Here is a 4,131-nt window from a genome sequence, read left to right as displayed (position 1 = left end):
CAGCGTTTGATTATAATAACGCATATCTGATACAGGGACAATATTTTCCATAGCCTCACCCATTTACTTAATATTTTACTTAATTCTACCACTTGATAGATTTTTCTTCAAGTCCGCTTGCTTTATTCCATGGTCTAATTGACAACAAGTATCCTAGGTCGTTAGCCTTTGGTTTGTCGCTCGGCCGAACTTCGTTCTGACCAACCGCCTGCTCCAGTCTAACTTGACCTAGCTTATTGTCAATTAGCTTTCACGGCATAAATCGCTCACTATCATAGATATAATTATGTTATGGCACTTTGCGGGTTTTACTTATTCCCCAAAATTAGTAGCTAAGAATCGCACATTACTCTAAATGCCTCTAATTCCATTTCTAAGACGTTTTTGTTCAAATCGATATAATTATATCCAAAACGTTTTTAAACGCCTTAGAACGCAAATATGAGATTCTGAGAGCTATCTACGTTCGCTTAGTGTCTCGAGCAAAAGATTGTACATCAATTCTTGTTGCTGTTCTATCATCCGCAAACGGCGCAACACCTTTTCTTCAAACGTCGCGTCATAACTTTCTTTTCGCAAGCGTGATCGTATTTCCTCTATACCAGACGATGAAATCCGGTAAACACCATCCACCTTTTCCATCTGGAACAATCCTAAATTTTTGCGATGATATTTTACCAGGTCTTTTGAAATCCCTAACTCTTCTGCAACCTCTTTTAGTGTTTTCCAATCTGACATCTTGTTTTAGCTCCTTATCTGCTTATTTTTCTTCCGGAAAGCGTAGCATGTGTGACCACACTTACCAGTAAGTTTATCACATGCTTCATCAATTTTGAACTAAAAGCTGATTTTTGGGAGAACCCAAACCCCTTATTTTTCCTCATCAGTAAATTTCCCCTTTAGACCTTGAAAAGAGCATAAGGGAAACTGATATCACGTGCCGTGATATGTTGATAATATCAACGTTTCCTGTATCCCCAATTTTCTCGACTGCGCCTACTTTTGACTACTTCTTAACTAACCACCTCACACACTAAAACATACTTCCTAAGGAGTCAGTCAAGTCACGACTGACTGGCGAGCCGACAAAGTCTATTGCTCGCCAAAATATTTAACATCACATCTAGTAGTTTAACCTATTTTTCGGCACTACTTCCATGTAAAGTATAATAACGGACTATACTTTAATTCGTAAATGTGCGTTCTCCGAAGGGTCTTGCCAGACAGCCTACTCGCCACAAAGGAAAAGTGACGAGATAACAAAAAAACATCCTCGAACCGCAAGGATGTTTTTGAAAGTGACCGTCCGACCGCTTCGCTATTGTCGGACAAAAAGCGAACTCAAGAAAAGACTCGCTCGTTATAAATATAGAATTCCATTATATCATAAAAACGTTTTCAAAAACAGACTTGAATTTTAATTGTTTTTTCGATATAGTTCAAGCGAAAACATAAAAAAACTTCAGGAGGTATCTATGAAATTTAAAAAACTAATTACTTTATTTTTAGTTGTTTTAACTCTTGGCTCCGTATCACTTTCTTCTTTTTCATCAGTTAAAGTATTTGCAAACCAAAAAGAATCAGTATCACAAGTTGATTACACTGTCCAAGAACAGGAATTAACTAACGCTTTAGAATTCATGTTCAACAATGCTGTTACTTATGATTCAAATGGATATGTAAAAGATATTAACTTCGATGTTATTTATGCTAAATATGGTGTTACTCCAGAACTTCAACAATTAGAAAAAACAATATTTTATGAAAAGACCCTTCGAGCTAGTGCAGGACATTGTGCAGTTGTAGCTATCCAAGATACATTAGGTGTTTCAGCTGTTACCGGATTAATTAACGGTGGAATAGTTGGATTATTACAACGAAAAGCTTCTGCAGAAATTGCAAAATTAGTTGCTAAATATGCATTCAAAAATTTAGTTCCCGTGGCAGTTGCTGCTTCATTAATTTGGAGCTTCGGACGCTGTATGTGGTTTTAATTTATGAAAATACCAAAGAAAATTTTAGTTTATCTCAATTTAGCAACCTCTTTAGGAGTTTCAACTTATTATTTCGTTAAATATCATGAAATTATAAGTTCTTTGATCGCAGGGATACTTTGCTTTTCATTCATATTAGTCATGCGTGGGCTTAAATACATAATATATCCAATAGTGTTTCTAATTTTGATACTATTACTAAAAAATATTACTTTGACATTTCACAATATCACATTATTAACTCTAGCTTCTCTAGGATTCGGAAGTGTTATCCTAAAATTATATGACTTATATAAATAGAAAAAACTGTCTTTAAAGACAGTTTTTTCTATTTATCCTCACTCAAAATCTCGCCCGTCTCAGGATTGACATTAACGATATTGCTACCATACTTACGTTCTTGATATACAGCGTCAAAATATAACCGTATCAACCCTGTATGTGACCGCAAAACCGAGTTTATTATTTTAATACTAGGTAACCCATGCTCAGTCCCATGTAATTTAATAAACCGTCTTAACTCTCGCATATTTGCAATATCATACTCATCAATAAGGTCGCAAACCTCATTAAGCATATCGTCTTTTTCCTCAACGTCAAGCGTTATATAACGGTCTATATCAAAATTACTAAGCAAAGTTATATCAGCCTTATCATAGACGTGCTTTTTCTTTTCGATAGCGTCTTTTGATTCATGTGTAAGATACAAATACGTGTTCTCAATGCTAGTTCTAATTATCTGAACTAGAGCCACGCTACTATCTCCAAGCGACCTCTTAATCTTTAATCTGACACTGTCTGCTGTAACTGGATTTTTTGAAACGTAAATCACATGATAGTGCGTTTTTTTATATTCCTGCCCCTCAACATCGCTCAAATCTTTATCATGCAGTGGACTGACCGCAATAGGAACGCCCAGCAATTCCAACTTCAATTCCCAATCACTTGGAATTGATTCAGGATAGAGCAAAAAAGTAAAGTATCTTGCTTTTTCTTTAGTCATAAAGTATAATATACCCAAGTATAATATAACCAAAGCCCGTGCCGGCCAGCGCGGCTTTTTTTATTTTACTTGACCTTTCTTGTAATTTTCCAAGGCGACAGAAATCATTGCAGATTTTGACAACCCCATATCTTTTGCCATTTTTTCAAGATTTTCAAGCACCGATTCACTGAGTGTTATCGTTAATCTTTTTTTCATGAGTCACCTCTCAAATTTTATAAAACCATAATAGCACAACTGTGCATTCATTGCAACGTTTATCGTATTTTTTTATTTTTTTCGCCAAAAATGTCGCCAAAATGTCGCCAAAGTGTAGCATAAGCTAAACCCTTGATAAAACTGGTCTCAAGGCGCTTTTTTTCTTGATTTGGCACTCGGCACTTAAAAGGGGGGTCGTAGTAGCCCCCCAGATTTTTGATTTTTCGATAGAAAAATCCCCTAAGTCCTCCCTCCCCAAAATATAAAAAAGACCTGTTAAAGGTCTTTTTTATATCACAGGTATTTCAGAATCGTGTTCATCCAGTTAGTTTTAGCCGGCAACAATCGCAAGACCTTAACGGTATCAGCTTCAATTTCGTAAAACAGAATATAGTCATCAATCACGCTATATTTAATCTCGGTTTCTTCGTCAATTCTTGCTGACAAATTAGCTCCAATCTTGGGTGAATCCACTAACTTTCGGATAGTTGAAACGACAGCTTGCTTGAAATTTACGACATTTTCCGGATAAACTCCCAGACCCTCTTTGTAAAAAACAGCTTCCTCAATATCTCGGACCGTTTCACTCGAAGTTATCACTTTATAACTCATCAGTCCACCCCTAGTCGTTCTGCAAGCTCGTCTGGAGTATAAGTCTTTTCATTTGCTAGAGAGCGATAGCCCTTTTGCAATTCCTCAAACAAGCGTAGTGTTGCTTTCGTACGTCTCCATTCTTCGATATCGACTACCGCATATTCAGCTTTCCCGTTACGGGTCAAAATAACTTGAGAACCAACAGACACATCACTCAGCGTTTGATTATAATAACGCATATCTGATACAGGGACAATATTTTCCATAGCCTCACCCATTTACTTAATATTTTACTTAATTCTACCACTTGATAGATTTTTCTTCAAGTCCGCTTGCTTTATT

At 36.3% G+C, this 4,131-nt stretch carries 6 protein-coding genes; 1 reads left to right on the top strand and 5 read right to left on the bottom strand.

Features of this window, described 5'->3' with window-relative positions; all coding sequences use genetic code 11:
* Positions 1-456: 456 nt before the first annotated feature.
* Positions 457-738: a hypothetical protein gene (locus tag BN1356_RS12365; protein WP_093651661.1), complete on the bottom strand. Its 282-nt coding sequence runs from the start codon at positions 736-738 to the stop codon at positions 457-459.
* Positions 739-1,475: 737 nt separating this feature from the next.
* On the opposite strand from BN1356_RS12365, the gene BN1356_RS12360 reads away from it, so the two are divergent.
* Positions 1,476-1,994 (top strand): hypothetical protein, encoded by a 519-nt coding sequence (locus BN1356_RS12360; protein WP_093651660.1) that lies wholly within the window; start codon positions 1,476-1,478, stop codon positions 1,992-1,994.
* A 328-nt stretch (positions 1,995-2,322) separates the two neighbouring features.
* Here BN1356_RS12360 and BN1356_RS12355 read toward each other — a convergent pair whose 3' ends face one another.
* The 4 genes from BN1356_RS12355 to BN1356_RS12340 form a co-directional block, all read right to left on the bottom strand.
* Positions 2,323-2,997 (bottom strand): replication protein, encoded by a 675-nt coding sequence (locus tag BN1356_RS12355; protein ID WP_093651659.1) that lies wholly within the window; start codon positions 2,995-2,997, stop codon positions 2,323-2,325.
* Positions 2,998-3,057: 60 nt separating this feature from the next.
* Positions 3,058-3,195, bottom strand: a complete 138-nt coding sequence (copA, locus tag BN1356_RS12350; protein WP_093651658.1) for a plasmid copy number transcriptional regulator CopA — start codon at positions 3,193-3,195, stop codon at positions 3,058-3,060.
* 294 nt (positions 3,196-3,489) lie between these two features.
* Positions 3,490-3,807: a type II toxin-antitoxin system RelE/ParE family toxin gene (locus BN1356_RS12345; RefSeq protein ID WP_093651657.1), complete on the bottom strand. Its 318-nt coding sequence runs from the start codon at positions 3,805-3,807 to the stop codon at positions 3,490-3,492.
* On the bottom strand, positions 3,807-4,055 hold the full coding sequence (locus tag BN1356_RS12340) for a type II toxin-antitoxin system Phd/YefM family antitoxin (protein WP_012477809.1): 249 nt from the start codon (positions 4,053-4,055) through the stop codon (positions 3,807-3,809). Before BN1356_RS12340 ends, BN1356_RS12345 begins: the two co-directional genes overlap by 1 nt.
* Positions 4,056-4,131 lie beyond the last annotated feature (76 nt).

Origin of the sequence: Streptococcus varani, from assembly GCF_001375655.1 — a bacterium.
GTDB lineage: Bacteria > Bacillota > Bacilli > Lactobacillales > Streptococcaceae > Streptococcus > Streptococcus varani.
The sequence above is the reverse complement of the archived record's forward strand: the minus strand, read 5'-3'. Positions and strand labels throughout refer to the sequence as shown.

What these genes read in the sequence shown, in the direction of transcription:
- BN1356_RS12365 (WP_093651661.1), bottom strand. Translation starts at nt 738, where the DNA reads ATGTCAGATTGGAAAACACTAAAAGAGGTTGCAGAAGAGTTAGGGATT.
- BN1356_RS12360 (WP_093651660.1), top strand. Translation starts at nt 1,476, where the DNA reads ATGAAATTTAAAAAACTAATTACTTTATTTTTAGTTGTTTTAACTCTT.
- BN1356_RS12355 (WP_093651659.1), bottom strand. Translation starts at nt 2,997, where the DNA reads ATGACTAAAGAAAAAGCAAGATACTTTACTTTTTTGCTCTATCCTGAA.
- copA (WP_093651658.1), bottom strand. Translation starts at nt 3,195, where the DNA reads ATGAAAAAAAGATTAACGATAACACTCAGTGAATCGGTGCTTGAAAAT.
- BN1356_RS12345 (WP_093651657.1), bottom strand. Translation starts at nt 3,807, where the DNA reads ATGAGTTATAAAGTGATAACTTCGAGTGAAACGGTCCGAGATATTGAG.
- BN1356_RS12340 (WP_012477809.1), bottom strand. Translation starts at nt 4,055, where the DNA reads ATGGAAAATATTGTCCCTGTATCAGATATGCGTTATTATAATCAAACG.